This is a genomic window from Halomonas ventosae (assembly GCF_004363555.1).
Taxonomy (GTDB): domain Bacteria; phylum Pseudomonadota; class Gammaproteobacteria; order Pseudomonadales; family Halomonadaceae; genus Halomonas; species Halomonas ventosae.
This window is the reverse complement of sequence record NZ_SNZJ01000024.1, coordinates 1-22882: the sequence shown is the minus strand read 5'-3', so window position 1 is coordinate 22882 and position 22882 is coordinate 1. Positions and strand designations below refer to the sequence as shown.

Genomic DNA, 22882 nt, shown 5'->3' with positions numbered 1-22882 from the left:
GGCCAATCGACAGGAGCCCCTCGTGGAAGACCCCCGCAAGCCCGTCCGTGATACCCGCACCCGCAATCGCGTGTTCCTGATGACCGTGGTGGCCGCCATCGTCGTCGGCTTCTGGCTGACGCGCTAGCCCAGGCCCATGGAGCTCTCGACCCTCTTCCTGCGGACCCTGGAGATCACCCTGCCGGTCTTTGCCATGGTGTTCATCGGTCTCGGCCTGAAGCGCGCCGGCTGGATCGACCAGGCCTTCGTCGCCACCGCCTCGATGCTGGTCTTCAAGGCCACCCTGCCGACGCTAATCTTTCTCAGCATCATCCGTGCCGACCTGGCGGCCACCCTCAACCCGGCACTGCTGGGCACCTTTGCCCTGGCGACCCTGGGCAGCTTCCTGTTCAGCTGGGGCTGGGCGGTCCTGCGCGTGCCCCGAGAGGAGCGCGGCGTCTATGTCCAGGGCGCCTTTCGCGGCAACTGCGGCATCGTCGGCCTGGCACTGGCCGCCGGCATGTACGGGGACTACGGGCTGTCCGCCGGTGGCCTGCTTCTGGGAGTGGTGATCCTCACCTACAATGCCTTCTCGGTGATCGCCCTGGCCCACTACCGGGAGGGCCGCCACACCGACTGGCGCAGCCTCCTCGGCCATATCGCCACCAACCCTCTGATCCTCGCGGTGGTCGCCGCCGTGCCCGTGGCCGCGGTGGGGTTGCCCCTGCCCGACTGGCTGATGACCTCCGGCGACTACTTCGCCTCGCTGACCCTGCCGCTGGCCCTGATCTGCATCGGCGCCACCCTGTCGCTTGGCGAGATCCGCAACTCGGGCCGGCTGGCGATCAGCGCCAGCCTGATGAAGATGGTCACCCTGCCGGCCCTGGCCACTGGCGCCGCCTGGGGCGTCGGCTTCGAGGGCCGAGAGCTCGGGGTGATGTTCCTGTTCTTCGCCAGCCCCACCGCCGCCGCCGCCTTCGTGATGGCCAAGGCGATGGGCGGCAATGCCGCGCTCACCGCCAACATCATCGCCCTGACCACGCTGATGGCCAGCGTGACCATCACCCTGGGCGCCTTCGGCCTGCAGGTGGCCGGACTGATCTAGTTCAGGTCGACGGGGGCCGTGAACCGTGCAAGCCGCGCACAGCCGGCGGCCCGTATCTCCGCCTCGAGCTCCGCCACGGCGGCCGTGGGGAAGCCGGGACCACGATCCCCTCGCCCTTCCACCAGCAGGCCGGTGAGGGCGGCGACCAGCGGCATGTGGCTGACCAGCATCAGTGGCCGGTCATCGGGCTCGCCGAGCAGCCACTCCACCACCGCCTCGGGAGGATCGTCGGGGGTGATGAGCGGCAGCGGCTCCACCTCGAGGCCCAGGGGCTCGGCGATCCACGCTGCCGTCTGTCGGGCCCGCACGTAGGGACTGGCCAGCAGGCGCAGGCGCGGGAGGTCCAGGTCCTCGCGGGTGGCGAGCCAGCGGCCCATGCGCCGCGCCTCTTCCACGCCGAGCGGTGTCAGCTCGCGCTCGGCGTCGGGACGGCCCGCCGCGGCCTCGCCGTGTCGCATGATCAGCAGCCGCTCAGCCATGGCGCTCGCCCCCCTCGCGACGATCCTGCTGCACGTCCTTGCGGGGCAGCACGAACTCCACGTCGCTGCTCTGCTCCCCGAGCATCAGCAGCCGCGCCATGTCCCGGGCGGGCACGCCCTTGAACAGCACCTGGTAGAGGCCCTCGGCGAGCGGCATGTAGACGCCGTCTTCGTGGGCCTTGTCGCGCACCAGGCGCACGGTATTGACCCCCTCGGCGACCTGACCCAGGGCCTGGACCGCCTCGTCCAGGGTCTTGCCCTCGCCCAGGGCCTGTCCCACGCGATAGTTGCGCGACAGCGCCGAGGAGCAGGTAACGATCAAATCGCCCACCCCGGCGAGTCCCAGGAAGGTCATGGGGTTGGCCCCCTGGTCGACGGCGAAGCGGCTCATCTCGGCCAGTGCGCGGGTCATCAGCATGCTGCGCGTGTTCTCGCCCATGCCCAGTGCCGCCGCCATGCCGGCGGCGATGGCGTAGATGTTCTTCAGCGCCCCGCCGAGTTCCACGCCATAGCGGTCGTTGCTGGCATAGACCCGGAAGTAGTCGCAGCCCAGCGCGCTCTGCACGCGGGTGCGGGTCTCCGGGTCGTCGCTGGCGATCACCGTCGCAGTGAGCTGCCGGTCGGCGATCTCCGAGGCCAGGTTCGGTCCCGAGATCACGCCGATATGCGGAAAGCCGGTCTCCTCCTCGAGGATCTGGCTCATCAGCTTGAAGCCCTCCTCCTGGATGCCCTTGGTGGTGCTGACCAGGATCTGCACCTCGTGCAGGAAGGGCCGTGCCTGGCGCACCACCTCGCGGAAGGCCTTGGAGGGAATGGCCACCAGCACCAGTTCGGCGCCCTCGAGGACCTCGGCCATCTCGGTGGAAGCCACCACCGCGGCATTGATGGTGAAGCCCGGCAGGTAGCGGCCGTTACGGTGCTCACGGGTGATCTGTGCCGCCAGGTCGGGATCGCGCAGCCACTGGCGCACCTCGGCGCCGTTGTCGGCAGCGATGCTGGCCAGGGCGGTGCCGAAGCTGCCGCCGCCGAGCACCGCCACGCGCATGGGTTGGTCTGACATGGTTGCCCCGGGAAGTTGGAGGGATGAGGGGAGTGTAACGAAAAAACGCCCCGCGAAGGGACGTATCAGGGTAGGGAGAAGCCCGGGCCGGATTGCCGGCCCGGGCGCGACCGGGTCAGTCGATCAGGTGCAGCAGCGAGTCGATGCTCGACCTGGCATCGCCGTAGAACATCCGCGTGTTCTCCTTGAAGAACAGCGGGTTCTCGATACCGGAGTAGCCGGTCCCCTGGCCGCGCTTGCAGACGAAGACCTGCTTGGACTCCCAGACCTTGAGCACCGGCATGCCGGCGATGGGGCTGTTGGGGTCCTCCTGGGCGGCCGGGTTGACGATGTCGTTGGAGCCGATGACGATCACCACGTCGGTGCTCGGGAAGTCGTCATTGATCTCGTCCATCTCCAGCACGATGTCGTAGGGAACCTTGGCCTCGGCGAGCAGCACGTTCATGTGCCCCGGCAGGCGACCCGCCACCGGGTGGATGCCGAAGCGCACGTTCTTGCCGGCGGAGCGCAGCTTGCGCGTCAGCTCGCTGACCGCATTCTGGGCCTGGGCCACCGCCATGCCGTAGCCCGGCACGATGATCACGCTGTCGGCATCATTTAGGGCGCTGGCCACGCCGCCGGCGTCGATGGATACCTGCTCGCCCTCGATCTCCGCTGCCGGCCCCTGGCTGCCGCCGAAGCCGCCGAGGATAACGTTGATGAAGTTGCGGTTCATCGCCTTGCACATGATGTACGACAGGATGGCACCGGAGGAGCCCACCAGGGCGCCGGTGACGATCAGCAGGTCGTTGGAGAGCGTGAAGCCGATGGCCGCCGCGGCCCAGCCGGAGTAGCTGTTGAGCATCGACACCACCACCGGCATGTCGGCGCCGCCGATGCCCATGATCAGGTGGTAGCCGATGAAGAAGGCCAGCGCCGCCAGCACCAGCAGGGTCCAGAAGCCGGCCCCGTTGAGGTAGAGGATGGCCAGCAGCAGCGACAGCGCCGCCGCACCGGCGTTGAGCATGTGGCCGCCGGGCAGCTGCTTGGGCTTGCCGTCGACCTTGCCGGCCAGCTTGCCGAAGGCGATCACCGAGCCGGTGAAGGTCACCGCGCCGATGAAGATGCCCAGCACCACCTCGACCTGCAGGAACATCAACTCGTCCGGTGCCTTGGTGGCCACCAGAGCGGCAAAGGCCGAGAACTCCTCCATGGAGGCCTCCGCGGCCCTCGCCGCCATCACCCGGCGACGTTCCAGGTCCGCGCTCCAGGCCACGAAGACCGCGGCCAGGCCGACGAAGCTGTGCAGCGCCGCGACCAGCTGCGGCATCTCGGTCATGTCGACCTTGCCGGCCACGTAGACGCCGACACCCGCCCCGATGAGCATCATCGGGATCATCCACCAGTAGCCGCCGATACCCGGCCCGAAGGCGGTGAAGAACACCGCCACGGCCATGCCGACGATACCGTACCAGACGGCCCGCTTGGCCTTCTCCTGGTTGCTCAGCCCCCCCAGCGAGAGGATGAACAGTACACTTGCCGCGATCGCCGCGGCAGATACGAATCCTTGACCCAACATGTCGTGTCTCCGCCGCTCAGGATTTCTGGAACATGGCCAGCATCCGGCGTGTCACCAGGAAGCCACCCACGATATTGATGGACGCGATCAGCACCGAGATCGCTGCAAGCACGCCGACGACGACGCTGCCGGAGCCGATCTGCAGGATCGCCCCGAGGATGATGATTCCGGAGATCGCGTTGGTCACCGCCATCAGCGGCGTATGCAGCGAATGGCTGACGCCCCAGATCACCTGGAAGCCGACGAAGCAGGCCAGCACGAAGACGATGAAGTGCTGCATGAAGGAGGCCGGGGCCACCTGGCCGAGCAGCAGCATCAGGGCGCCGCCCACGGCGAGCAGGGTTACCTGGCGCTTGGTCTGCGCCTTGAAGGTGGCAAGTTCGGCGGCCTTCTTCTCCTCCGGAGTCGGCTCCTTCTCCTTGGGCTTGGGCTTGGCCGCGGCGATGGCCTTCACCTTGGGCGGCGGCGGCGGGAAGGTGACCTCGCCCTGGTGGGTCACCGTGGACCCACGGATCACGTCGTCTTCCATGTCATGCACGACCTTGCCGTCCTTCTCGGGGGTGAGGTCGGTGAGCATGTGACGGATATTGGTGGAATAGAGCAGCGAGGCCTGGGTGGCCATGCGCGAGGGGAAGTCGGTGTAGCCGACGACTGTCACCCCGTTGTCGGTCACCACCTTCTCGTCGGGCTTGGTGAGGTCGCAGTTGCCGCCCTTCTCGGCCGCCAGGTCGACGATCACCGAGCCGGGCTTCATGGCCTCGACCATGTCCTCCAGCCACAGCTTGGGCGCCGGCTTGCCGGGGATCAGCGCCGTGGTGATCACGATGTCGACGTCCGGGGCCTGCTCGCGGAAGCACTCGAGCTGCTTCTCGCGGAACTCGGGGCTGGAGGGCGCGGCATAGCCGCCGCTCTCGGAGCCGTCCTGGCTCTCGTCGAAGTCGAGGAACAGGAACTCGGCCCCCATCGACTCGATCTGCTCGGCCACCTCGGGGCGCACGTCGAAGGCGCGCACCACGGCCCCCAGGCTGGTGGCGGTGCCGATGGCGGAGAGGCCCGCCACGCCGGCGCCGATCACGAGCACCTTGGCCGGCGGCACCTTGCCGGCGGCAGTCACCTGGCCGGTGAAGAAGCGACCGAAGTTGTTGCCCGCCTCGATCACCGCCCGATAGCCGGCGATATTGGCCATCGACGAGAGCGCGTCCATCTTCTGCGCCCGAGAGATGCGCGGCACCATGTCCATGGCGATCACGGTGGCGCCCTGGGCCTTGCACAGCTCGAGCAGCGCCTCGTTCTGGGCCGGCCAGAAGAAGGCGATCAGGGTCTGCCCCTCGCGCAGCCGACGGGCCTCCTCCTCGGAGGGCTCGCGAACCTTGATGACCACCTCGGCCTCGGTCCAGAGCGCCTCGGCCCCGTCGACGACGCTGACCCCGGCCTCGCGGTAGGCCTCATCGTTGAAGCCCGCGGCCACCCCGGCCCCGGCCTCGATCAGGCATTCATGTCCCAGCTTCTGGATCTGCTTCGCGCTCTCGGGGGTGAGCGCGACACGCGCTTCCCCCCGGGCAGTCTCCTTCGGTGCGCCTATCTTCACAATGGATCCCCCATGTGGCCAACGTTTGTTACGATTGCTTGTCAGAGTGTGGTTTTAATCAATCCCATCAGTGTTACCTTTTGCGGCCCCTCGGCACAAGGCCCGGGTCCAGGTTTTTTGCTGCATCGCAGCACGAAGCAAGATCCTGATATCCCCGAAAAGAACCTTTCCGCAGCGCAACAGGCCGCTTGCTGAATCGTGCCCGTTGCCACTTGGCTGCCACGGCAACCGACACAAAGACGCCACCCGAAGGTGGCGTCGTGGAGGCCAGTGGCGTGCGCTGTCAGGCGCTCAGCAACGCATTGAGCCGCTTGACGTAGGCCGCCGGATCGTCGAGGTGGCCGCCCTCGGCGATGATCGCCTGGTCGAGCAGGATGCGCGCCAGGTCCTCGAAGCCCTCGCCCTCGACGCCCTCGAGGCGCGCCACCAGGGCATGCTCGGGGTTGAGCTCGAGGATCGGCTTGACCTCCGGCATCGGCTGGCCGGCGGCCTCCATGATGCGGCGCATCTGGAAGCCCATCTCGTGCTCGGGCAGCACCACGCAGGCCGGCGAGTCGGTCAGGCGATGGGTCACCTTGACCTCCTGGACCTCGTCACCCAGCGCCGCCTTGACGCGCTTGACCAGATCCTCCTTGGCCTTGGCGGTCTCTTCCTGGGCCTTCTTCTCCTCCTCGTCCTCGACGTCGCCGAGATCGAGTTCGCCCTTGGCCACGTCGACGAAGCGCTTGCCCTCGAACTCGTCGAGATGGCTCATCAGCCACTCGTCGATGCGGTCGTGCAGCAGCAGTACCTCGATGCCCTTCTTGCGGAAGATCTCCAGATGGGGGCTCGACTTGGCCGCATTGAAGCCGTCGGCGACGATGTAGTAGATCTTCTCCTGCCCTTCCTTCATGCGCGAGACATAGTCGGCCAGCGACTGGTCCTGGGTGGCGCTGTCGGTGTGGGTAGAGGAGAAGCGCAGCAGGCCGGCGATCTTCTCGCGGTTGGCGAAGTCCTCCGCGGGCCCTTCCTTGAGCACGCTGCCGAAGGTGTTCCAGAAGGTCTGGTAGGCCTCCTTGTCCTTGGCCAGCTTCTTGAGCATGTCCAGCGCGCGCTTGGTCAGGGCGGACTTGATCTTGTCGACCTTGGGGTCCTGCTGCAGCAGCTCGCGGGAGACGTTGAGCGACAGGTCGCGTGTGTCCAGCACCCCCTTGATGAAGCGCAGGTAGAGCGGCAGGAACTGCTCGGCGTCATCCATGATGAAGACGCGCTGCACGTAGAGCTTCACGCCCCGCGCGCCGTCGCGATCAAAGAGGTCGAAGGGCGCGCGGCCCGGCACGTAGAGCAGGCTGGTGTACTCGAGCTTGCCCTCGACCTTGTTGTGGCTCCAGGTGAGCGGGTCGCTGAAGTCGTGGGCCACGTGCTTGTAGAAGGCCTTGTACTCGTCGTCGGAGATCTCGCCCTTGGGGCGCACCCACAGCGCGGTGGCCTCGTTGACGGTCTCCCAGGTGGTGGTCTCGCTGCCCTCGATCTCGTTGCCGTCCTCGTCGCGAGCCGTCTCGACCTTCGGCATGCGCACCGGCACCTCGATATGGTCGGAATACTTGCGCACCAGGCTCTTCAGGCGGAAGTCGTCGGCGAACTCCCGGGCATCCTCCTTGAGGTGCAGCACGATCTCGGTGCCGTGGACCTCGCGCTCGATATCGGCGACGGTGAACTCGCCCTCGCCCTTCGAGTGCCATTCGACGCCTGCGGCCTTGTCGCTGCCCGCCTTGCGGGTGCGCACGGTGATGTCGTCGGCGACGATGAAGCCGGAGTAGAAGCCGACCCCGAACTGGCCGATCAGCCGGGCATCCTTCTGCTGCTCGCCGGAGAGCTGCTTGAGGAACTCGGCGGTGCCGGAGCGCGCGATGGTGCCCAGGTTCTCGATCACCTCGTCGCGGCTCATGCCGATGCCGTTGTCGCGCACGGTCACGGTGCCCGCCTCGGCGTCGTGGTCGATCTCGATGCGCAGCTCGCTGTCGCCCTCGTAGAGCGCGTCGTTGTCCAGCGCCGCATAGCGCAGCTTGTCGCAGGCATCGGCACCATTGGAAATCAGCTCGCGCAGGAAGATCTCCCGATTGGAGTACAGGGAGTGGATCATCAGGTGCAGCAGCTGCTTGACCTCGGTCTGGAAGCCGAGGGTTTCCTCATGCGTGGCTGTGGTCATGTGGCTTGGACCCCTCTTTCGACATGCCATGGTGGCAGGAACCACCGGTTCACAACTGTCGTCGATATGGGGCCCGGGCGAGGTTTTTCAAGCGCCGGCCCTGGTGGGATCACCGAGCACGAAGTGCAGCCGAGCGGTGGCCACGGGGACCGCCTCGCTTTCCTGCCAGGCACAGACCTGCACGTTGCCCATGCGCCGCCCCTCGCGCAGCAGGCTGCAGCGGGCCAGGGTCGGCACCACCCGCGCGGTGCGCAGGTAGTCGATGGAGACGTCGACGATGCGCGGCAGGCGCGGCGCACGGGTGGCGAGCATCAGGTCCAGAGTCGCCGCGGTCTCCATGAAGGCGGCCACCACGCCGCCATGCAGCGCCGGCAGCAGCACGTTGCCGACATTGCCCTCGCGGGGGTCGAGGCGGAACAGCAGGCCCTCGCCCTGCGGGTCCGGGAGCGCCGAGACGCCGATGCGCCGGGCATAGGGGATCAGGGCCAGCCAGGCCTCGACATCGCCCTCGACGCGGGTCCTCGCCAGCCACTCGACATTGTCGAAGCCCTCACGCATGGTCACCTTCCCCCTCGAAGAGTGCCTCGGCGAAGCCCTCGGGCGTATTGCGTGGCCCCAGGCGCACGAAGTTGCCGATGCCCCGGGCCAGCGGCCGCCCCGCCTCCTGCCACAGGCTGCCCTCGGTGAAGACCACCGACGCGGTGACCCGCAACACGCGCGCCTCGGCGAGGATGGCCTGCCCCGCCACTGCCGGCCGGAAGTGGTCGACGCGCAGGTCCAGGGTCGGGCAGACCTCCGGGGCCGGCAGGGCCGGCAATACCGCCGAGCCGCAGACAGTATCCAGCAGCATGGTCAGCACCCCGCCGTGCACCAGCCCCCGGGCACTGTCGCCGAGCAGGTCGTCGCACCAGGGCAGGCGCATGGTGGTCGCCCCGGGGGTGACCTCGAGCACCTCGAGGCCCAGTGCGCGGGTGTGGGGGATCACCGTGACGAAACGCGTCAGGGCGCGACGCCAGTCGGCGTCGCTCGGGATCTGGCCATGGGTCATCCGGGCCTCGCAGGCGGCAGCAGGGAACGAAAATTTCAAACGATCGTATCAAGGCGGCGGCGTCTCGTCGCCTCGACCTTCGCCGGAGGCTGACCCGCTCTCTCGCCAGGCACGATAGCCCGCCAGGCGCCGATCGACCCGGGTCAGCAGCCAGCCGACGATCACCACATCGTCCACCAGCCCCAGCAGCACGAGCATGTCGGGTATCAGGTCAAGCGGCGAGACCAGGTAGGCCAGGGCCGCCAGCATCCACAGGAAGGCGCCCCACGGCACCGGACGGAAGCGTCCCAGCAGCACATCGCGGGTCATGGGCAGGAACAGTCGCAGGGCTCGGCCGATATGGCCCAGCACGTGGGCGCGACGCCGCAGCCGCGCCACCAGGAAGCCATCACGCAGTCTGGCCATCTCAATCTCCTTGCCGACAGGCGGGAATACCGCTACACGATAGGATATCCCCTTCCTCACGGACAGCCGCTGCCTGTCGGGCAGCGGCGACACTACTCAAGTGCCCTGCCATCGGCCACCATGGCAGCCTGACGACCGCGAACCACAAGAGGTCACGATATGCCCCCGTCATTCGGCCGCTGCAAGGCCCTGATCGCCGCCACCCTGTGCGTCTTGCCCCTGACCGGACAGGCCGATGACCGCGCCATGCGTGAGGCCCTCGAGGCCGCCCGCAATGCCCAGTGGGAGAAGGTCGACCGGGGCGCCATCGAGGACCATGTCCTCGTCGGCTACGTCGACTACCATCGGCTGCGCCAGCGCCTGCCGGAGGTGGATCCCGACCGGGTACTGGCCTTCATCGAGCGCCACGAGGACTCCCCGCTCAGCGACTGGATGCGCGGCCAGGCGATCGCCAAGTACGGCCACGCCGGGCGCCCGGCCAGCCTGCTGGCGGTCGCCGACGGCGTGCCCGAGGGCATCGCCCGCCAGTGCTACTACTACACCGCCCTGCTCGATCGCGCGCCACAGGACGCCGCCCGGGGCGGTCGCGAGCTCTGGCTCGTCGGTCGCTCCCAGCCGGATGCCTGCGACACCCTCTTCGACACCCTGCGGGCCCGGGGCGAGATCGGCCAGGCGCATATCTGGGAGCGCATGATGCTCGCCTGGCAGGCCGGCGAGAGCGGCCTGATGAACTACCTGGGCCGGCAGCTGAGCACCGACTGGCAATCCGCCAGGGCCAGCCTCGACCGGCTGCGCAAGGACTACGCGGCCGTGACCGAGGTCCCGGCCTGTGCGGGACCGGGCTGCCGGGGCAGCGGGCCGCTGTTCGCCGCGGCCATGCACGGCTTCACCCGCGCCGACACTGAGGCGGCCCTGGAGGCCTGGCGCAAGGTCTCCCCCCACCTCTCGCTGGAGGCACGCCACCGCGACGCCATCGAGCGTGACCTGGCCTTCTACGCGATGGTGCGCGAGGTCGACCAGCACGGTGGCTGGCGCGACGAGGTCGTGGCACGCCTCGGCGATGCCGAGCTGCTGGAGCTTCGCGTGCGCAGGGCCCTGGCCGAGCGGGACTGGTCAGAGGTCATCGACTGGGTGCATCGCATGCCCGACGAGACCCGCCGGGAAGCCCGCTGGCAGTACTGGCTGGGCCGCGCCCTGGAACAGCAGGGCGACACCGCCACCGCGGAACAGGCCTATGCCGCGGCGGCCGACGAGCGAAACTTCTTCGGCTTTGCCGCCGCCGACCGCCTGGGCCGCCCCTACGCCCTCAACCTGGAGCGCAACACCCTCGACGCGGCCACCCGCCGGGAAGTCGCCGAGTGGCCGGCGGTCCAGCGCACCGAGGCGCTGCGCCGGATCGACGAGCCGGGGCTTGCCAACAGCGAATGGTACCGGGCCGTGGCCCGCGGCACCCCCGAGCAGGCCCGGGCCATGGCCGACTATGCGGCACAGCGGGGCTGGCTCCCCGAACTGGTGCAGACCACCATTGTCGGCCAGATGTGGGACGCCCTGGCCTGGCGCTTCCCCGAGGCCTATCGCGATGACTTCCTGCACTGGGGCGGGAAGGCCGGCGTCGACCCCTACCTGCTGATGGGCATCGCCCGGCGGGAGAGCGCCTACAATCCCGTGGCCCTTTCCCCTGCGGGTGCCCGCGGCCTGATGCAGCTGATGCCGGCCACCGCGGCCCAGCTCGGCCGGCGCCTGGGGATCGGCGACCCCGGCCCCTACGGCGTCCTCGAGCCCGAGGTGAACATCCGCCTGGGCAGCACCTACCTGGGCGAGCTGATCGATCGCTACAGCGGCAACCGCCTCGCCGCCGCGGCGGCCTACAATGCCGGACCCGGCCGGGTCGACCGCTGGCTGCGCGACGCGCCGGAAGCGTTCGACCTCTTCGTCGAGAGCATCCCCTTCCGCGAGACCCGCAACTACGTGCAGGCCGTGCTCGCCTATCGGGTGATCTTCGAGAGCCTCTCCAGGGGCGGCGAGAGCGAGGGCGTCTCGATGCTGAGCCCGACGGAGAAGACGGTGCGCTACGACCGCTCGCTGCTGGCCAGCAACTGAGCCAACTGCGGCGCTCCCAGCGCGAGCGGCCCCGGCAATGCCGGGGCCGCTCGCGTTTCGGCACTCCGCCTCAGCCCGGCTGGCGCGTCAGTGCCAGCTTGATCCCGAAGCCCACCAGTACCGCGCCGGTGATGCCATTGAGCCAGCGGGAGAACACCGGGCTCGCCAGCCAGCGACCCGCGCTGCCCACCATCACCACGATGGCTACCTGCCAGAGGTTGGCAACCACGAAGTGCACCCCGGCCAGCCACAGCGACTTGGCCAGGGCCGGATCACCCGGCGCGATGAACTGGGGCAGGAAGGCCATGTAGAAGACCACCGTCTTGGGATTGAGCACGTTGGAGAGCAGCCCCTCGCGCAGCGGGCGCCAAAGCGGCACGGCCTGGCGGTCGGCCTGCACGCCACCCACGGGCAGCCCCTGGCCTCGTCGGGCCGAGCGCAGGCTGTTGACCCCCAGCCACACCAGGTAGGCCGCACCGGCCAGCTTGAGCAGGCCGAAGGCCCAGGCCGACTGCAGCAGGATCAGCGAGATGCCCAGAGCCGAGACCGCCGCATGCACGAAGAGCCCGCAGCAGATGGCCAGGCTTGTCACCACGCCGTCGCGCCAGCCGCCCCGGGCGGTGTTGCGGATCACCAGCAGGGTGTCGACCCCCGGGCTCATGCTCAGCAGGGTGATGGCCACCAGGAAGGGCCAGAACTGTGCATCGAAGAACATCATCGCCCTCAGCCGTCAGTGAACGGGCAGTGCCGTCAGCCGTTGAAGATCCCGCGACGGGCATGGCGCACGGAGATCTGGTCGTTGAGGGTCCAGAAGTCGTAGAGCACGCCAAGGCCGAAGAGCCCGAAGGTCAGCAGGTAGATGAGCCCGGTCAGCCACTTGCCGAGGTAGAAGCGATGGATGCCGAACACGCCCAGGAAGGTGAGCAGCAGCCAGGCCAGGGAGTAGCTGATGGGGCCGGCCTGGAAGCGCAGGTCCGCCTGGCGGTCCATGGAGGGGATCAGGAAGAGGTCGATCAGCCAGCCAACCCCCAGCAACCCCAGGGTGAAGAACCAGATGGTGCCGGTCACCGGCTTGCCATAGTAGAAGCGGTGGGCACCGAGGAAACCGAACAGCCACAGCAGGTAGCCGATCAGCTTGCTGTGCGTGTCCCGGGAGGCGATTCGGGTATGGGTCATGGGGCGCTCTTCCATGGGTGAAACGGTCGGGATGGAGGCTGGACGCTCACAGGCTTTGCATCTACAGTGATCTTGCGGGCGCAGCGCCAGTCTCCCTGTGCCACCGTGTTGACGCAACCCTGGCGCTGTTGCACTATCCGCTGCGTTGGTCAGCAAGCAGAAAAGTCGTCAGTTGTACTTCGATTCGTTCGTTGCACCCGGTGCGCACTTCCTTCTTGCCTTGCCCACGCATGACGGGTCTGCGGCGAGGATACTCCCTGCCCGACCCAGCACCATTATTTAGTTAGTTAAGGAAATCGACGATGGCAACTGGCACTGTCAAGTGGTTCAACGACACCAAGGGCTACGGCTTCATCTCTCCGGACGACGGCGGTGATGACCTGTTCGCTCACTTCTCCGAGATTCAGGCTGAAGGCTTCAAGTCCCTGCAGGACGGCCAGAAGGTCACCTTCGAGGTGACCCAGGGCAAGAAAGGCCTTCAGGCCTCCAACATCCGCGCCGCCGACTGATCCTCGGTCGAGCCGGAGGCAACCGGACGGCCCTGCCGACCGGTTGCCACAGGGAAGGGCCCACCTCACGGTGGGCCTTTTTCGTTCCGGGCCTCAGGGACGAGGCGTCAATCGCCGGTGCCGGCGCCGTCGCTATCCTCGAGCTCGAGCGCATCGAGCTCCGACGAACTTCCCGGGGGCTGGCGCTCCGCCTCCTCGAACTGCTCGTCGATCTTTCGGCTGGCCTCCTCGAAGCGCTTCTCGGTCTCCTCGAGGATCGCCTCGATGTCCGAGCTGGTGCTCTCCCCGGGTAATGCCTGCTGCTCATCCAGGTCACTGCCCGGCGACTCGTCCAGGCCGATGTCGGACTCGAACGCGGGAGAGGATTCCATGGGCTCGAGCTCGATGGGCTCCTGCTCGGCACTCTCGAACTGCTCGTCGATCTGGCGGCTGGCCTCCTCGAAGCGCCGCTCAGTCTCCTCGATGATCGCATCGACATCGGAGCGGGTCGTCTCGCCGGGCAGGGCCTCATCCTCGTCCAGGGTATCGTCCGGTGTAGCACCCAGGGTCTCGGCCTCGGTGTCCACCTCGCCCTCGCCCTCAAGGTCGACCGGCCCCTCGCCGTCGACCTCCTCTTCGGCACCGACGGCCGCCTCGTCAGGCGCGGCGGATTGGCTCTCCGCGGGGGCTTGGCTCTCCGGGGGAGCCTCGCCGGAGGCCGGCTGCTGATCCGTCTCGTCGGGCGATTCAGTGGCCCCTTCCTGCGTCTCCTCGACCTCGGCCGGAGCAGGCTCGTCGTCACCGTTGCCGCAGCCGGCGAGCCCCATGGTCAGCACCATGACCGCGACCAGCGACATCCAGGGTTTCATTGCCATTCTCTTGCTCCTGACGAAAGGGACGACATTGCACCAGAGCGCCCCCGCTCTCGCAAGGCGGCGTGGCGCCTCAGGTGGCAAACAGCTGGCCGGCGATGTCGCGGAACGCCTTGAACTCGATGGCATTGCCACTGGGGTCACGGAAGAACATGGTGGCCTGCTCGCCGGGTTCGCCACGGAAGCGGATATAGGGTTCGATCTCGAAGCGCACGCCCGCCGAAGTGAGGCGGTCGACCAGGGCCTCCCAGTCGGCCATCTCCAGCACCACCCCGAAGTGCGGCACCGGCACGCCATGACCGTCCACCGGGTTTCGGTGGTCGTCGACCCCCTTCTCCCCCAGGGCAGGGTTCAGGTGACAGACGAACTGGTGGCCATAGAGGTTGAAGTCGACCCAGGCATCGCTGGCGCGCCCTTCCGGGCAGCCCAGCAGTTCCCCGTAGAAGCGGCGTGCCTCGGCCAGGTCGCGGACCTGAACGGCCAGGTGGAAGGGAGTGAGCATCACGGAGTCCTCCGGCTGGTGACGGGTGTCGATTCCTTCATCATGCCGTTCCGGCGCCCACCTGGCCAGCCGCGCGCTCGGTTGAGGGCAGCGGGCACCCCAGGGTCCAGGCCACGGCGCTCAACAGTTCCGCCTCCTCGGGGTCGATCCGGCCATCATGCTCCACGCAGCAGCTCATGGCCGCCAGCAGGGGCCCCCGCTCGGCCTGCACCAGGCGCGCCAGCCGCGCCATGGCCCAGTCGAGGTCGGAGGCGAGGGCCGGCTCAGCGACGAAGTCCAGGGACACGCCCAGCACCGCGGCGAGCCGCTCGACGGCGACCCGCGCCTGCCCCGCGTCCTGCTGGCCTGCCCGTGCCAGTGTCGAGAGCAGCAGCGACAGCGGCCCGGCCAGGTCGGCCAGGTGCCGGTCACGACGGGCCCGCCGCTCCCCCTGGATGCCCTGGACCACCAGCCGGTGCAGGGCCCACTGCAGGGCACCGGCATGCAGCTCCAGCGCCATCAGCCGGCGCAGGCAGGCCAGGAAGCGGGCATGCTGGGCCGCGGAAAGCTGGCGCAGCGCCGGGAGGGCCAGCTCGATCAGCGGCAGGCGCTGTCCGGGCGCCAGCCCCGACAGCGGGACGTCGAGGGCCTCGAGCTCGCTGAGCACCTCGGGTAGCGCCTGGCCGGCCAGGGCCTCGCGCTGCGCCTGGCGGCTGCGCGGGTCCGCGCCCATCAGGATCCCGTAGACCAGTGCCCGGGCGGCGAAGGGCTCATGGGCGGCCTCGAACAGGCGCTCGTCGATCTCGCCGAGGCGACGGCGAGCGCGGGCGATGTCCTCGGCGCTCGGCCGCCCCACGCTTGCCACCACCGCGGCGGCCAGCGCCCCCGCGGCCAGGGTCTCGGCACCCCGTGCCCCGCCGGGAGGAGAAACACTGGCCTGGCGGGGTCGTGGCGAGCGGATCGCCGGGGCCGGCGGCAGGCTGCCGTCCCAGTGGGGCAGCACCCGGCGAATCCGCGCCTCCACCGGGGGGGGGGGTAGCGGTCAGGCGCGACAGGGAGCGCACGCCGCTGCCGAAGAAGAGGTGGCTGAACTCCGCGGCATGGGTGGCGAGCAGGCGCGAGCCGAGGCGATGGGCGGCCAGCACCTTCAGCGCCCCACCGATGCCCTCGGGGTTGCGGGTGAACTGCACGGCACTGGCATCGGCCAGGAATTCGCGCTGGCGACTCACCGCGGCCTTGATCAGGTTGCCGCACAGAGTGCCGGCATAGCCCACCACCATCAGCGCCGCCCCCAGCCCCAGCACCGCGGCATGCCCCCTGCCCCGTCGCGAGCGCAGCCGACGACCGCTGCCCGAGGCATGCAGCAGCATGCGACCGATCAGGCCGATCACCAGGATGCCGTGGAGCAGCGCCACCAGTCGCAGGTTGAGCCGCATGTCACCATGGAGGATATGGCTGAACTCATGGGCGATCACCCCCTGCAGCTGGTCGCGGTCGAGGGCCTCGATGGCGCCGCGGGTGACCCCGATGGCCACGTCGTCGAGCTCGTGCCCGGCCGCGAAGGCGTTGATGGCCTGGTCCTCCAGCACGTAGACCAGCGGGACCGGCATGCCGGAGGCGATGGCCATCTCCTCCACCACATTGAGCAGCCGGCGCTCGCCCGCATCGCGGGTCTCCAGGTTGAGCGGTCGGCCACCCAGGGCCTCGGCCACCGCGCTGCCCCCGGCTCTCAGCTGCAGGTGGCGGACCAGGCTCCCCAGGCCCACCACCAGGATCACCACCGTCGCCACCCCGACGAGCAGCCGCGGCTGCAGGGCGCGCGCCAGGGGATCGCCGGCGAAGGAAGCGCCGTCGAGCAGCACCACCGCGAGGGCCACCACCACGGAGGTGACGGCGATCAGCGCCAGCACCGCCAGCACCAGCAGCAGGACCAGCCGCCCGGTCAGCCGCCGGGCGCGATCCTGGGCCGTGAAGAAGTCCACGGGGACCGGCTCAGAAGCTCACCCGGGGCGCCGTCTGGATCTCGGCGCTGTCGGCGAACTCCAGCAGGGCCGCATCCTGCTTGTGGCCGAAGGAGCCGGCCAGCAGCACCGGCGGGAAGCTCTGCCGATAGGCGTTGTACTGCATCACCGCATCGTTGAAGGCCTGGCGGGCGAAGGCCACCCGATTCTCGGTGCTGGTGAGGGTCTCGGAGAGCTGGTGCATGTTGTCGGAGGCCTTCAGATCCGGGTAGGCCTCCATCACCACGTTGAGGCGCCCCAGGGCGGCGCCCAAAGCGCCCTCGGCGCCGGCCAGCTCGGCCATGGCGCCGGGCTCGCCGGGCCGCGCCGCCGCGTGCTGCAGGCCGACCTCGGCGGCGTTGCGCGCCTCGGTCACCGCCTGCAGGGTCTCGCGCTCGTGGCTCATGTAGGCCCGCGCGGTCTCCACCAGGTTGGGGATCAGGTCGTGGCGTCGCTTGAGCTGCACCTCGATCTGGGCGAAGGCATTCTGGTAGCGATTCTTCAGCGTCACCAGCCGGTTGTAGATGGCCACCCCGTAGACCAGCAGGGCGCCCAGCAGCACGACGGGAATGATCAGCGAGAGGTCCATGGTGTCGTGGTTCCTTGTCGACAGAGGTAGGGGCCGCCAGGGGACGGTTGCCGTTAACCTTAAGCCTTGCCCGACACGTCGTCGAGCGATGACCCGGCAAGCCAGGAAACGGCAAAGGGCGGCGCCTGGGGGGTGGTAATGAGGACATTGTTCGGACTCGCGCACGAGCCGATGGTTATCACCATAGGAGCAAGCGCAGGCAGTGTTCAGCCAGGGCGCAGGCCTGACCGCGGGATACTGCCTCACGGCGGGCGCGAGAAGAGCGGGCACTCAGGCGGGGCCGCCAGCGCCAGCGCCCCGGGGCTGATGGCCACCCGGAACCCCCGCCGATGCAGCGGCTCGCCATCCAGGGTCACCGGCAGCTCCTCCTCGGCCTCGAAGGCAAGGCCGTCGGTACGGAAGGCATCCACGTAGCGGCCCCGCTCGGGGCGCGACGCCAGTTCGCGGCGCATGGCGCGCAGCCGTGCCAGGGAGGCGACATCATGCAGCAGCAGCACGTCGAGCAGGCCGTCGTCCAGCGAGGCGTCGGGCGTCAAGGCCTGGCCACCGCCGGACTGGCGACCGTTGCCGATGGCCAGCATGAAGACCTCGGCGCGACGCTCACCGCCCTCCCAGCGCAGCACCCCGGGATAGAGCCGGTAGTCCCAGGCCTTCACCGCACCGATCAGCGAGTAGGCGCCGCCACCCAGCACACGCTTGAGGGTCTTGGGGGTGGAGGAGGTGATCTCGGCCCCGAAGCCACAGGTGGCCATGTTGAGGAAGTGCCAGTCGTCCAGTCGCGGCACGTCGATGCGCCGCAGGGGAAGCTGCAGGGCCGAGGCCAGGGCGGGCTCGGCCTCCAGCGGCAGACCCAGCGAGGTGGCCAGGTCGTTGGCGCTGCCCAGGGGCAGGATCCCAAGGCCGGGGCGCTGCCCGGGCGACAGCCGCATCAGGCCGTTGACCACTTCGTTGACCGTGCCGTCACCCCCACCGGCGACCACCCGCGCCACCCCGTCACGCCCGGCCTGCTCTGCCAGGCGGGCGGCATCGCCCTGCTCCCAGGTGACCCTGACCTCGAGGTCGTCCCCCGCCTCGCGTCGGGCGAAGACCGCCTCCCTCACCGCCGGCAGCTGCGCCGACTTGCCATTGAGAATCAACCTGGCCATTCGCGTTCCTCTCGCTTGCTGCGTCCCGTCCCGATCATGACGCCATCCCCCCGATGAGGGCATGGCCGAATCATGCATGCCAATCAGCTTAGGATTTCCCTACACTATCCGTCTTGCCGTCGCGTGCCGAACAGGGAGTGAGCATGATCGAACCGGCCTTTCTTCTCGCAGCCTTCGTCTGTGGCTTCACCGCAATGGGCCTGCGCTTACCGCCCCTGGTGGGCTTCCTGGCTGCCGGCTTCGTGCTCAATGCTCTGGGCTTCGACAAGACCCCGCTGCTGCAGACCCTCTCCGATATCGGGGTCACCCTGCTGCTCTTCACCATCGGCCTGAAACTCGACGTGCGCACCCTGCTGCGTCGGGATGTCTGGGGCAGTGCCTCCCTGCACATGCTGGCATCGACGCTTCTGATGGTGGCGCTGCTGTCGCTGTTCAAGTGGCTCGGGCTGGGCCTTCTTGCGGGGGCCGGCTGGCAGAAGCTCGCCATGCTGGGTTTTGCGCTGAGTTTCTCCAGCACCGTCTTCGTGGTCAAGATTCTCGACAAGCGCAGCGAGACCCAGACCGCCTACGGGCGACTGGCTATCGGCGTGCTGATCATGCAGGACATCTTTGCCGTCTTCTTCCTGACCGCCTCCACCGGTGAGCTGCCGAGCCCCTGGGCCCTGGGCCTGGTGCTGCTGCTCCCCCTGGCGCCGGCCCTGCGTGCCCTGCTCGACCGCCTGGGTCATGGCGAGATGCAGATCCTGTTCGGCATGTTGCTGGCCCTGGTGCTGGGCTACGCCCTCTTCGAGTCGGTAGGCGTGAAGGGAGACCTGGGGGCGCTGATCATCGGGCTGCTGCTGGCTCCCCACCCTGCGGCACAGACCCTCGCCCGTTCGATGTTCAACCTCAAGGAGCTGCTGCTGGTGGGGTTCTTCCTGAGCATCGGGCTGACCGCCATGCCGGGCTGGACACACCTTGGCATGGCCCTGGTGCTAGTGGCCATCCTGCCGCTGAAGAGCCTGCTCTATCAGCTCGTGTTCTCGTGCTTTCCGATGCGCAACCGGACCTCGCTGCTGGCCACCCTAAGCCTGTCCAACTATTCGGAGTTCGGCCTCATCGTGGGCACCATCGCCGTGGCCAGCGGCTGGCTGGACGAGCAGTGGCTGGTCGTCCTGTCGCTGGCCGTGGCCATCAGCTTCGCCGCGTCGGCCATCCTCAACGGTTTCAGCGAGGGGATCTATCGCCGGTTCGAACCCAGCATGCCGCAGCGCGACCCTCGGCAGCTGGCGCCCCGCGACCGGCCCATCGAGGTCGGGGACGCCGAGGCCGTGGTCCTGGGCATGGGCCGCATCGGCCGCAGTGTCTACCGTCGCCTGCAGAAGGAGTACGGGCTGCGCGTGCTGGGCATCGACAGCAACACCAATACCGTCGAGACCCTCGGCAAGCGCGGCTTCAATATCGTCGAGGGCGATGCCGTCGACTCGGATTTCTGGGACAAGCTGCTGATGTCCAGGGGCGTCAAGATGGTGGTGCTGGCCATGCCCCACCATGCGGGTAACCTCTTCGCCCTCAAGCAGCTGAAATCGCGGGCCTTCAGCGGGCGCATCACCGCCATCGTGGAATATCCCGAGGAGATCGAGCCGATCATGGCACTCGGCGCCAATGCGGTCTTCCACGTCTATGACGAGGCCGGTCGGGCGCTGGCCGACAGCGCCGCCGAGGAGTCCGGTGTCGAGTCCATGACGCGTCAGCTGGGCTGATAGCGACAGGAGAGAATCACAGAAAAGGCTTGATCCATATCAAGCCCGACCTGCGGCGTGGCGGTCTATTGATGATAGATTGGGGCAGGTCATACCCGCCCCGGCCGGACAGGTTGGCGGTCAACAGGGAAACCAGGGAGTCCGTCTTGGCTGAACAACTCAGGGACTTCGCCCACGCCCTGCTCCACGCGCTGCGCAACCTGATGCCCATCATCGTGGTGGTGGTGGCCTTCCAGGCGCTGCTTCTTCGCCAGTGGCCGGAGGGTGGCCTGGCCATGGCCGGCGGCCTGCTGATCGTCGCCGTCGGGGTGGCGCTGTTTCTCCAGGGGTTGGAACTGAGCATCTTCCCGGTGGGCAAGCGCCTGGCCAACCAGTTCACCCGCCGTGGCTCCATGCCCCTGCTGATGCTGTTCGGCTTCGCCATGGGGTTCTCGGCCGTGGTCGCGGAACCCGCCCTGATCGCCGTGGCGGAGCAGGCCAAGGAGATCAGTGCGGGACGCATCGACGCCCTCACCCTGCGCCTGATCGTCGCCACTTCGGTGGGGCTGGTGATGGCCCTCGGGGTCTTCCGGGTGATCCTCGGCCATCCCCTGCACTGGTACATGATCATCGGCTACGTGCTGGTGGTGCTGGTCACCTTCTTCGCCCCCGAGGAGATTGTCGGCCTGGCCTATGACTCCGGCGGGGTGACCACCAATATCGTCACCGTGCCGCTGATCGCCGCACTGGGCATCGGTCTGGCGTCCTCGATCCAGGGGCGCAACCCCTTGATCGACGGCTTCGGCCTGGTGGCCCTGGCGGTGATGGTGCCCATGATCAGCGTGCAGCTTTACGGCATCCTGGTCTACGGCGGCTCGGAGAGCGAAGCGGGGAATGCTGCGCTGATCGCTGTCCAGGCGGAGGTCGAGGCACCCGGCGGCCTGCTGGCGATGGTGCTCGAGCTGTTCGCCATGCTGCGCGATGTGTTGCCGATCCTCCTGGTGATCCTGTTCTTCCAGTACGCCGTACTTCGCCACCCGCTCTCCAGCCCCGTCAGGGTCGGAATCGGCTTCGCCCTGGTGATTGTCGGGCTCTACGCCTTCGTGGTAGGACTCAAGCTAGGCCTCTTCCCGATCGGCCGGAACATGGCGGAGCAGCTGATCGCCCTGGACACCTGGCTGTGGGTCTACCTGTTTGCCTTCTGCATCGGCTTCGCCACCACCATGGCCGAGCCGGCCCTGCTCGCCGTGGGCCAGCAGGCGGAGGAAGCCGCCGCGGGCAAGATCCAGGGCAACGTCATCCGCCTGCTGGTGGCGCTGGGGGTGGCGATCGGCATCACCATCGGCGTGCACCGCATCATCAGCGGCGATTCCATCCACCACTACATCATCGGCGGCTACCTGCTGGTGATCCTCCTCACCTTGCTCGCTCCCCGCTATATCGTGGCGCTGGCCTTCGATCTGGGGGGCGTGACCACCTCGGAGGTGACCGTCCCCCTGGTGACCGCACTGGGCATCGGCCTGGCCAGCCAGATCGAGGGCCGCAACGTGCTGATCGACGGCTTCGGGCTGATCGCCTTCGCCTCGATCTTTCCTATCGTGACCGTTATGGGCTATGCCATTCTGATGGATAGAGTGGCCAAGACGAGAGACAAGACGCCATGAAGTTTTCCCTGCTGGTCGCCATCGTCCCCGAGGACATGGAACAGGAGTGCATCGACGCCGCCACCAGGGCCGGCGCCGTCGGCATGACCCTGATGGCGGGCCGCGGCATCGGCGGAGAGCGCAAGAAGACGTTCTTCGGCCTGACCTACGAAGGTAGCCAGAGCGTGATGCTGATGACCCTCGAGAAGGGCCTCTCCCTCAAGGTGCTCAAGGCCATCCGCCACGTCCTCAATCCCTCGGGCGAGGACTCCAAGGGTCTGGTGATGACGCTGCCCGTGGAGCATCTTGGCGGCATCGACATGTCACAGCTCAAGCGCTTCGAGGAGCGCCTCAGGCACGAAGTCTGACCTTTTTCTACCGATGGAGTAACACGATGCTGGTCAAGGACATCATGATGCGCGACGTGGTGACGGTGTCGCCCTTCGCCACCCTGCGCGACGCCCTGAGCCTGATGAAACAGCACAATCTCAAGTGCCTGGTGGTGGAGCAGCAGGACCCCCACGATGCCTGGGGACTGATCACCTATACCAATGTCCTCAAGACCATCGTCGCCGAGAACGGCGACATCGACCTGATCAATGTCTACGACGTCTGCGCCAAGCCGGCCATCGGTGTCGGCGAGTCGCTGGACGTGCGCCACGTGGCCGGGCTGATGACCAGCAACGTGGTCAAGCGGGTACTCGTGCTGGACGACAACCGGCTCCTCGGGCTGGTCACCATGGATGACATCGTCGGCACCGTGCTCGACATGATCGAATAGGAACGCCTCACCCATGGACGACGTCTTCGCCTTCATCGGCAACGCCTTCGGAGAGTTCATCCGCTTCATCGTCGATGGCCTCATCGGCTTCTTCACGGGTATCGACGATGCGGCCCGCGGCTTCATGCAGGGGCTCTCCGAGTCGCTGGGCATCGCCCCCACGCTGATCAGCCTGGTGGTGCTGGTGATCGGCCTGTGGCTGCTGTGGAAGGGCATCGCCGCGCTGATGCGCCGCGCCATCGTCGCCACCCTGATCTGGTGGCTGCTGGGGGTGACGGTGCTGAGCTGGCTGATCAACTGATTGGGCGGAGGATTTGCTGCTGCGCTCGACGACCCACATGGATGTGGGAAGTGCGTTGGTTCGTCGGGAACGAACCTAGCTGTGTAAACCCATCAGGTTGTTCACGGAAAGGCCCAGCCGGCTAACCGGAGGATGATAATCCAGGCTGGCATGCGGCCGATGCCAGTTGTACTGA

General features: G+C 67.8%; 24 protein-coding genes and 1 pseudogene. 8 read left to right on the top strand and 17 right to left on the bottom strand.

The features are described from left to right. The first annotated feature begins 136 nt into the window (after positions 1–136). Complete coding sequence (locus DFP85_RS16850) at positions 137–1084, top strand: AEC family transporter (protein ID WP_133637587.1); 948 nt, start codon at positions 137–139, stop codon at positions 1082–1084. On the opposite strand, the gene sixA is transcribed toward DFP85_RS16850, so the two are convergent. The 8 genes from sixA to DFP85_RS16810 all read right to left on the bottom strand — a co-directional run bounded on the left by sixA (position 1081) and on the right by DFP85_RS16810 (position 9410). Next, positions 1081–1563, bottom strand: coding sequence for a phosphohistidine phosphatase SixA (gene sixA, locus DFP85_RS16845; protein WP_133637586.1), 483 nt, complete (start codon positions 1561–1563; stop codon positions 1081–1083). The genes DFP85_RS16850 and sixA overlap by 4 nt on opposite strands. Next, complete coding sequence (locus DFP85_RS16840) at positions 1556–2623, bottom strand: NAD(P)H-dependent glycerol-3-phosphate dehydrogenase (protein ID WP_133637585.1); 1068 nt, start codon at positions 2621–2623, stop codon at positions 1556–1558. Before DFP85_RS16840 ends, sixA begins: the two co-directional genes overlap by 8 nt. A 115-nt stretch (positions 2624–2738) precedes the next feature. Beyond that, on the bottom strand, positions 2739–4181 hold the full coding sequence (locus tag DFP85_RS16835) for an NAD(P)(+) transhydrogenase (Re/Si-specific) subunit beta (protein ID WP_133637584.1): 1443 nt from the start codon (positions 4179–4181) through the stop codon (positions 2739–2741). A 16-nt stretch (positions 4182–4197) separates the two neighbouring features. After that, a complete protein-coding gene (locus DFP85_RS16830; protein ID WP_133637583.1) occupies positions 4198–5769 on the bottom strand; it encodes a Re/Si-specific NAD(P)(+) transhydrogenase subunit alpha in 1572 nt (523 codons plus the stop codon). A gap of 283 nt (positions 5770–6052) precedes the next feature. Beyond that, positions 6053–7957 carry a molecular chaperone HtpG gene (gene htpG / locus DFP85_RS16825; RefSeq protein ID WP_133637582.1) on the bottom strand — a complete coding sequence of 635 codons (1905 nt, stop codon included), beginning with the start codon at positions 7955–7957 and terminating at the stop codon, positions 6053–6055. An 87-nt stretch (positions 7958–8044) separates the two neighbouring features. After that, positions 8045–8515, bottom strand: coding sequence for a PaaI family thioesterase (locus DFP85_RS16820; protein WP_133637581.1), 471 nt, complete (start codon positions 8513–8515; stop codon positions 8045–8047). Next, entirely contained in the window at positions 8508–9005 is a 498-nt protein-coding gene (locus DFP85_RS16815) for a PaaI family thioesterase (protein WP_133637580.1), read from the bottom strand. Before DFP85_RS16815 ends, DFP85_RS16820 begins: the two co-directional genes overlap by 8 nt. A 48-nt stretch (positions 9006–9053) precedes the next feature. Then, positions 9054–9410, bottom strand: coding sequence for a YkvA family protein (locus DFP85_RS16810; protein ID WP_133637579.1), 357 nt, complete (start codon positions 9408–9410; stop codon positions 9054–9056). Positions 9411–9569: 159 nt separating this feature from the next. Between DFP85_RS16810 and DFP85_RS16805 the strand changes: the two genes are divergently transcribed. Further along, positions 9570–11510, top strand: coding sequence for a transglycosylase SLT domain-containing protein (locus DFP85_RS16805; RefSeq protein WP_133637578.1), 1941 nt, complete (start codon positions 9570–9572; stop codon positions 11508–11510). A gap of 70 nt (positions 11511–11580) precedes the next feature. On the opposite strand, the gene DFP85_RS16800 is transcribed toward DFP85_RS16805, so the two are convergent. Both DFP85_RS16800 and DFP85_RS16795 read right to left on the bottom strand, forming a co-directional pair. Next, positions 11581–12225, bottom strand: a complete 645-nt coding sequence (locus DFP85_RS16800) for a LysE family translocator (RefSeq protein WP_133637577.1) — start codon at positions 12223–12225, stop codon at positions 11581–11583. A 35-nt stretch (positions 12226–12260) separates the two neighbouring features. After that, a complete protein-coding gene (locus DFP85_RS16795) occupies positions 12261–12686 on the bottom strand; it encodes an NINE protein (RefSeq protein ID WP_208108540.1) in 426 nt (141 codons plus the stop codon). Between the two features lie 302 nt (positions 12687–12988). Between DFP85_RS16795 and DFP85_RS16790 the strand changes: the two genes are divergently transcribed. Beyond that, on the top strand, positions 12989–13195 hold the full coding sequence (locus DFP85_RS16790; RefSeq protein ID WP_040187864.1) for a cold-shock protein: 207 nt from the start codon (positions 12989–12991) through the stop codon (positions 13193–13195). A gap of 107 nt (positions 13196–13302) precedes the next feature. Here the strand turns inward: DFP85_RS16790 and DFP85_RS16785 are convergent, their stop codons facing one another. The 6 genes from DFP85_RS16785 to yegS all read right to left on the bottom strand — a co-directional run bounded on the left by DFP85_RS16785 (position 13303) and on the right by yegS (position 18261). Next, positions 13303–14049, bottom strand: coding sequence for an LptM family lipoprotein (locus DFP85_RS16785; protein WP_133637576.1), 747 nt, complete (start codon positions 14047–14049; stop codon positions 13303–13305). A 70-nt stretch (positions 14050–14119) separates the two neighbouring features. Continuing rightward, positions 14120–14548, bottom strand: coding sequence for a VOC family protein (locus tag DFP85_RS16780; protein WP_133637575.1), 429 nt, complete (start codon positions 14546–14548; stop codon positions 14120–14122). A 40-nt stretch (positions 14549–14588) separates the two neighbouring features. Continuing rightward, positions 14589–15383, bottom strand: a complete 795-nt coding sequence (locus DFP85_RS19145; protein WP_243737333.1) for a hypothetical protein — start codon at positions 15381–15383, stop codon at positions 14589–14591. Beyond that, positions 15298–16509, bottom strand: a complete 1212-nt coding sequence (locus DFP85_RS19140) for a M48 family metallopeptidase (protein WP_243737332.1) — start codon at positions 16507–16509, stop codon at positions 15298–15300. Before DFP85_RS19140 ends, DFP85_RS19145 begins: the two co-directional genes overlap by 86 nt. A 10-nt stretch (positions 16510–16519) precedes the next feature. Beyond that, positions 16520–17116 (bottom strand): LemA family protein, encoded by a 597-nt coding sequence (locus tag DFP85_RS16770; RefSeq protein WP_133637574.1) that lies wholly within the window; start codon positions 17114–17116, stop codon positions 16520–16522. Positions 17117–17358: 242 nt separating this feature from the next. After that, entirely contained in the window at positions 17359–18261 is a 903-nt protein-coding gene (yegS, locus tag DFP85_RS16765) for a lipid kinase YegS (RefSeq protein ID WP_133637573.1), read from the bottom strand. Positions 18262–18404: 143 nt separating this feature from the next. Here yegS and DFP85_RS16760 point away from each other — a divergent pair, with 143 nt between their 5' ends. The 5 genes from DFP85_RS16760 (at position 18405) to DFP85_RS16740 (ending at position 22707) form a co-directional block, all read left to right on the top strand. Then, complete coding sequence (locus tag DFP85_RS16760; RefSeq protein WP_208108539.1) at positions 18405–20003, top strand: cation:proton antiporter family protein; 1599 nt, start codon at positions 18405–18407, stop codon at positions 20001–20003. Positions 20004–20149: 146 nt separating this feature from the next. Further along, the gene (locus tag DFP85_RS19260; RefSeq protein ID WP_341776985.1) at positions 20150–21646 is read left to right on the top strand and encodes a DUF1538 domain-containing protein; all 1497 of its coding nucleotides are present in this window, start codon (positions 20150–20152) and stop codon (positions 21644–21646) included. Then, positions 21643–21993: a P-II family nitrogen regulator gene (locus DFP85_RS16750; RefSeq protein WP_133637571.1), complete on the top strand. Its 351-nt coding sequence runs from the start codon at positions 21643–21645 to the stop codon at positions 21991–21993. The genes DFP85_RS19260 and DFP85_RS16750 overlap by 4 nt, the downstream gene beginning before the upstream one ends. Before the next feature lie 26 nt (positions 21994–22019). Further along, positions 22020–22406 carry a CBS domain-containing protein gene (locus tag DFP85_RS16745; RefSeq protein ID WP_133637570.1) on the top strand — a complete coding sequence of 129 codons (387 nt, stop codon included), beginning with the start codon at positions 22020–22022 and terminating at the stop codon, positions 22404–22406. Positions 22407–22419: 13 nt separating this feature from the next. Further along, positions 22420–22707 (top strand): hypothetical protein, encoded by a 288-nt coding sequence (locus tag DFP85_RS16740; RefSeq protein ID WP_133637569.1) that lies wholly within the window; start codon positions 22420–22422, stop codon positions 22705–22707. A gap of 75 nt (positions 22708–22782) precedes the next feature. Here the strand turns inward: DFP85_RS16740 and DFP85_RS16735 are convergent. Then, a pseudogene (locus tag DFP85_RS16735) lies at positions 22783–22882 on the bottom strand (IS481 family transposase); the annotation flags it as partial.

Coding starts and splice junctions, on each gene's coding strand:
- DFP85_RS16835 (WP_133637584.1), bottom strand. CDS start 4,181: ATGTTGGGTCAAGGATTCGTATCTGCCGCGGCGATCGCGGCAAGTGTA.
- DFP85_RS16785 (WP_133637576.1), bottom strand. CDS start 14,049: ATGGCAATGAAACCCTGGATGTCGCTGGTCGCGGTCATGGTGCTGACC.
- DFP85_RS16805 (WP_133637578.1), top strand. CDS start 9,570: ATGCCCCCGTCATTCGGCCGCTGCAAGGCCCTGATCGCCGCCACCCTG.
- yegS (WP_133637573.1), bottom strand. CDS start 18,261: ATGGCCAGGTTGATTCTCAATGGCAAGTCGGCGCAGCTGCCGGCGGTG.
- DFP85_RS16850 (WP_133637587.1), top strand. CDS start 137: ATGGAGCTCTCGACCCTCTTCCTGCGGACCCTGGAGATCACCCTGCCG.
- DFP85_RS16750 (WP_133637571.1), top strand. CDS start 21,643: ATGAAGTTTTCCCTGCTGGTCGCCATCGTCCCCGAGGACATGGAACAG.
- DFP85_RS16780 (WP_133637575.1), bottom strand. CDS start 14,548: ATGCTCACTCCCTTCCACCTGGCCGTTCAGGTCCGCGACCTGGCCGAG.
- DFP85_RS16800 (WP_133637577.1), bottom strand. CDS start 12,225: ATGTTCTTCGATGCACAGTTCTGGCCCTTCCTGGTGGCCATCACCCTG.
- DFP85_RS16760 (WP_208108539.1), top strand. CDS start 18,405: ATGATCGAACCGGCCTTTCTTCTCGCAGCCTTCGTCTGTGGCTTCACC.
- sixA (WP_133637586.1), bottom strand. CDS start 1,563: ATGGCTGAGCGGCTGCTGATCATGCGACACGGCGAGGCCGCGGCGGGC.
- DFP85_RS16840 (WP_133637585.1), bottom strand. CDS start 2,623: ATGTCAGACCAACCCATGCGCGTGGCGGTGCTCGGCGGCGGCAGCTTC.
- DFP85_RS16820 (WP_133637581.1), bottom strand. CDS start 8,515: ATGCGTGAGGGCTTCGACAATGTCGAGTGGCTGGCGAGGACCCGCGTC.
- DFP85_RS16740 (WP_133637569.1), top strand. CDS start 22,420: ATGGACGACGTCTTCGCCTTCATCGGCAACGCCTTCGGAGAGTTCATC.
- DFP85_RS16810 (WP_133637579.1), bottom strand. CDS start 9,410: ATGGCCAGACTGCGTGATGGCTTCCTGGTGGCGCGGCTGCGGCGTCGC.
- DFP85_RS16790 (WP_040187864.1), top strand. CDS start 12,989: ATGGCAACTGGCACTGTCAAGTGGTTCAACGACACCAAGGGCTACGGC.
- DFP85_RS16745 (WP_133637570.1), top strand. CDS start 22,020: ATGCTGGTCAAGGACATCATGATGCGCGACGTGGTGACGGTGTCGCCC.
- htpG (WP_133637582.1), bottom strand. CDS start 7,957: ATGACCACAGCCACGCATGAGGAAACCCTCGGCTTCCAGACCGAGGTC.
- DFP85_RS16815 (WP_133637580.1), bottom strand. CDS start 9,005: ATGACCCATGGCCAGATCCCGAGCGACGCCGACTGGCGTCGCGCCCTG.
- DFP85_RS16770 (WP_133637574.1), bottom strand. CDS start 17,116: ATGGACCTCTCGCTGATCATTCCCGTCGTGCTGCTGGGCGCCCTGCTG.
- DFP85_RS16795 (WP_208108540.1), bottom strand. CDS start 12,686: ATGACCCATACCCGAATCGCCTCCCGGGACACGCACAGCAAGCTGATC.